The 4162-nt window shown below is 59.7% G+C and carries 3 protein-coding genes; all 3 read left to right on the top strand.

Translation table 11 applies throughout. From position 1 onward, the window contains the following. Positions 1–399 precede the first annotated feature (399 nt). From AUC60_RS05950 to AUC60_RS05960, 3 genes are read left to right on the top strand one after another with little or no spacing between them, the layout of a single operon-like run. Entirely contained in the window at positions 400–1749 is a 1350-nt protein-coding gene (locus tag AUC60_RS05950; protein ID WP_087265163.1) for a GntT/GntP/DsdX family permease, read from the top strand. After that, on the top strand, positions 1750–2610 hold the full coding sequence (locus AUC60_RS05955; protein WP_087265164.1) for a MurR/RpiR family transcriptional regulator: 861 nt from the start codon (positions 1750–1752) through the stop codon (positions 2608–2610). Positions 2611–2613: 3 nt separating this feature from the next. Further along, positions 2614–4077, top strand: a complete 1464-nt coding sequence (locus AUC60_RS05960) for an N-acyl-D-amino-acid deacylase family protein (RefSeq protein WP_087265165.1) — start codon at positions 2614–2616, stop codon at positions 4075–4077. The last annotated feature ends 85 nt before the right edge of the window (positions 4078–4162 follow it).

Consider the following 4162-nt stretch of genomic DNA (forward strand, 5'->3'; position numbering starts at 1 on the left):
CAGGAATCACAGTCGTGGGACCGGCTTTAGCCGGGAAAGGGCCGGTACAGGCGCAGCATTTCTATCGTCAGGAATGCAGCCTTCCCGGCTAAAGCCGGTCCCACATCAGCTTGCGGGCAAACATGGAATCCGCCACAAACTCATCAACGACATAGCCTCCCTAAAGGAAAACTATTTTCATATATTGATTTCTGTTTTCGACTTCGTGTAATTTAATTTCATCACGAAAACAGAGATAAAAATAATGACTGCCTGTGATCGCCGTTGCTCTCCCCTTGCTCCAGCGTGCAAATCTTTAGCGATACCTCTGCCGAGCTTTTCCGGAACGCCTCCTCACTGATCGGTTACTCCCGCCTGTGCTGAGCCATTCGACTTCCATTCTCTGCAAGGAACCGCCCTATGCCGCCGTCCGCTGGTCTTTCGCTGTTGGTTTACGCTGCCGTCGCGATCATTGCGTTGATCGTTCTGATTGCGCGTTATCGCCTTAACCCTTTCATTGTCATCACTCTGATTTCCGTCGGCCTGGCGCTGGTCGCGGGTATGCCCGCCAGTGGCGTGGTCGCGTCCTATGAGGCCGGGGTCGGCAAAACCCTTGGGCACATTGCTCTGGTCGTCGCACTGGGGACCATGCTTGGCAAGATGATGGCCGAATCCGGTGGCGCCGAGCAGGTTGCGCGGACCTTGATCGACCGCTTTGGTGAGCGTAATGCGCACTGGGCGATGGTCTGCATTGCCTTCCTGGTGGGCCTGCCGCTGTTCTTCGAAGTTGGCTTCGTATTGCTGGTGCCGATTGCCTTCACCGTGGCGCGTCGGGTTGGCGTTTCGATCCTTATGGTCGGCTTGCCGATGGTCGCTGGTCTCTCTGTCGTGCATGCGCTCGTGCCGCCGCACCCGGCAGCGATGCTGGCGGTTCAGGCCTATCAGGCGTCGGTCGGACAAACCCTGTTCTATGCCATTCTGATCGGCATTCCTACCGCGATCATCGCCGGTCCGCTGTACGCAAAGTTCATTGTGCCGCGCATTCAACTGCCCGCCGAGAACCCGCTGGGCAAGCAGTTCCTGGACCGTGAACCGCGTCAGAAACTGCCAAGCTTCGGCCTGACCATGACCACGATTCTGCTGCCCGTGGTCCTCATGCTGCTGGGCGGCTGGGCTAACCTGATCAGCACCCCGGGCAGTGGCTTCAACAGTTTCCTGCTGTTCATTGGCAACTCGGTGATCGCCCTGCTGCTGGCCACCTTGCTAAGCTTCTGGACACTGGGCATCGCCCAAGGCTTCAACCGCGACTCGATCCTGAAATTCACCAACGAATGCCTGGCCCCTACTGCGAGCATCACCTTGTTGGTGGGCGCTGGCGGTGGCTTGAACCGGATTCTGATCGACAGCGGCGTGACCAACGAAATCGTTGGCCTGGCTCAGCAATTTCACCTGTCGCCGCTGCTCATGGGCTGGCTGTTCGCCGCGCTGATGCGGGTTGCTACCGGTTCGGCGACGGTGGCCATGACCACCGCTTCCGGTATTGTTGCCCCCGTTGCGCTGGGCCTTGGCTACCCGCATCCGGAGTTGCTGGTGCTGGCAACAGGCGCAGGCTCGGTGATCTTTTCCCACGTCAACGACGGCGGTTTCTGGCTTATCAAGGAGTACTTCAACATGACCGTGGCACAAACCTTCAAAACCTGGACGGTGCTGGAGACGTTGATTTCCGTTGTGGCGTTCGCCCTGACGCTGGGCCTGGCCCAGGTGCTTTGAGTGGATATCCTTTACCAGATCCGCGCACGCCAGGACTCACTCAGCGCAGGCGAAAGCCGGATTGCCAGACTGATTCTCAGCGACGTGGCATTTGCCGCCAGTGCCAGCCTCGATGAGCTGGCCAGCCAGGCGCAAGTCAGTAGCGCAACCCTGTCGCGTTTCGCACGCAACATCGGTTGCCGGGACCTGCGCGACCTGCGCCTGCAACTGGCTCAGGCCAGTACGGTAGGAAATCGTTTCCTCAACCCGGAACAGGCCCCCGAGCAGTCGGCGTTTTTCACTCAGATCGTTGGCGATATCGAATCTACACTGCGTCAGCATCTGGCCGGCTTTGACGAGTCGCGCTTTGCCGCGGCCATCGAACTGCTCGGCAAGGCGCGGATGATTCATGCGTTTGGCATGGGTGGCTGTTCCAGCCTGTGCAGCGAAGAGTTACAAACACGCCTGGTGCGCCTGGGGTATCCCATTGCCGCCAGTCGTGACCCGGTGATGATGCGCCTGATCGCCGCAACGCTTGGCCCGGAAAACAGCCTGATTGCCTGCTCACTCAGCGGTCGCACTCCGGAACTGCTGGACGCCGTCAAGCTGGCCAGCAGCTACGGCACGAAGATTCTCGCCATCACGCTGCCCGACTCACCCCTGGGTCAACTCGCCGATGTGGTGCTGCCGCTGCAGATTGCCGAAACCAATTTCATCTACAAACCCACGGCAGCGCGCTACGGCATGCTGCTGACCATCGACGTGCTTGCGACTGAACTGGCCCTGCTCGCCCCTGAGGAAAATCAGGAACGACTGCGGCGCATCAAACTCGCCCTCGATGACTATCGCGGCGGTGAAGACGGCTTGCCGCTTGGAGATTGAACCATGCTTTATGACCAGATCATTCGCGATGCGCTGGTGATCGATGGCAGCGATATTCCCGGCTTTCGCGCTGACGTGGCGATTTACGAAGGTCGCATCCAGCGTGTCGGCGACCTCGACGGCGTGCAGGCGAAAGAAGAAGTGAACGCGGCGGGCCGTGTTCTGGCGCCGGGTTTCATTGATGTACACACCCACGATGACACGGTAGTGATTCGTCATCCGGAGATGCTGCCCAAAATCAGCCAAGGGGTGACGACGGTGATCGTCGGTAACTGCGGAATCAGCGCTTCGCCGGTTGCTCTGGCCGGTGATCCGCCTGATCCGATGAATCTGCTGGGCAACGCTGCGGCGTTCGTTTACCCGCGCTTTGGCGACTATCGAAGTGCCGTCGACAAGGCGCGCCCAGCGGTCAACGTCGCCGCACTGATCGGCCATACTGCGTTGCGTAGCAATCACATGGACGATCTTCAGCGCACCGCCACCCCGGACGAAATCAGCGCCATGCGCGAACAATTGCGCGACAGCCTTGAGGCGGGTGCGCTGGGGCTGTCCACCGGTCTCGCGTACGCTTCTGCGTTCTCGGCAGAAACCACCGAGGTCAAGCAACTGGCCGAGGAATTGACTGCGTTCGGCGCGGTATATACCACCCACTTACGCAGCGAATTCGAGCCGGTACTGGAGGCCATGGACGAAGCGTTCGATATCGGTCGCCACGCAAAATCGCCCGTGGTGATTTCCCACATGAAATGCGCAGGCGCTGGTAACTGGGGACGCAGCCCGCAACTGCTCGCGGCCCTGGAAAAAGCCGCTCAGGGTCATCCAGTAGGCTGCGACTGTTACCCCTACGCAGCCAGCTCTTCGACTCTGGATCTCAAGCAGGTGACTGACGCGTTCCGCATCACAATTACCTGGTCAACACCGCACCCGGATCAGAGTGGCCGCGACTTGAAAGACATTGCTGCTGACTGGCAACTGTCGCTGCTGGATACCGCCCGCAAACTGCAACCGGCGGGCGCGGTGTATTACGGCATGGATGAGAAGGACGTCGAGCGGATCATGAGTCATCCACTGGCGATGATCGGCTCTGACGGGCTGCCCGAGGATCCGTTTCCGCATCCACGACTCTGGGGTGCATTCCCCCGTGTGCTTGGGCATTTCAGTCGCGATCTGGGCCTGTTCCCGCTGCACACCGCCGTGCACAAGATGACCGGGTTATCGGCAGCGCGCTTTGCCTTGCACGAACGAGGCTTGATTCGCGAGGGGTACTGGGCAGATCTGGTGTTGTTCAACCCGCACACCGTGCGTGATGTAGCGGATTTCAAGGACCCGAAACGCGCCGCCGAAGGCATCGACGGGGTGTGGGTCAACGGGCAATTGAGCTATGCCGAAGGCAAGGCGCGCGGCGAGCGGCAAGGGAAGTTTTTGCCACGCAGTGGCTCGCTGGTGGTAGGTTTTTCAAAAACGTAGACGCGACGCCACGAGGCAAACATGCAGGAGCGGCCGGTGTTTCGCGAAACTCATTGGACTGTAGGAGCTCACCGAGGTTACGAGG

It is taken from the genome of Pseudomonas caspiana (assembly GCF_002158995.1).
Taxonomy (GTDB): Bacteria; Pseudomonadota; Gammaproteobacteria; order Pseudomonadales; family Pseudomonadaceae; genus Aquipseudomonas; species Aquipseudomonas caspiana.

Bases quoted from the DNA above. Each gene is read 5' to 3' on its own strand.
- AUC60_RS05950 (WP_087265163.1), top strand. From the start codon at position 400: ATGCCGCCGTCCGCTGGTCTTTCGCTGTTGGTTTACGCTGCCGTCGCG.
- AUC60_RS05960 (WP_087265165.1), top strand. From the start codon at position 2,614: ATGCTTTATGACCAGATCATTCGCGATGCGCTGGTGATCGATGGCAGC.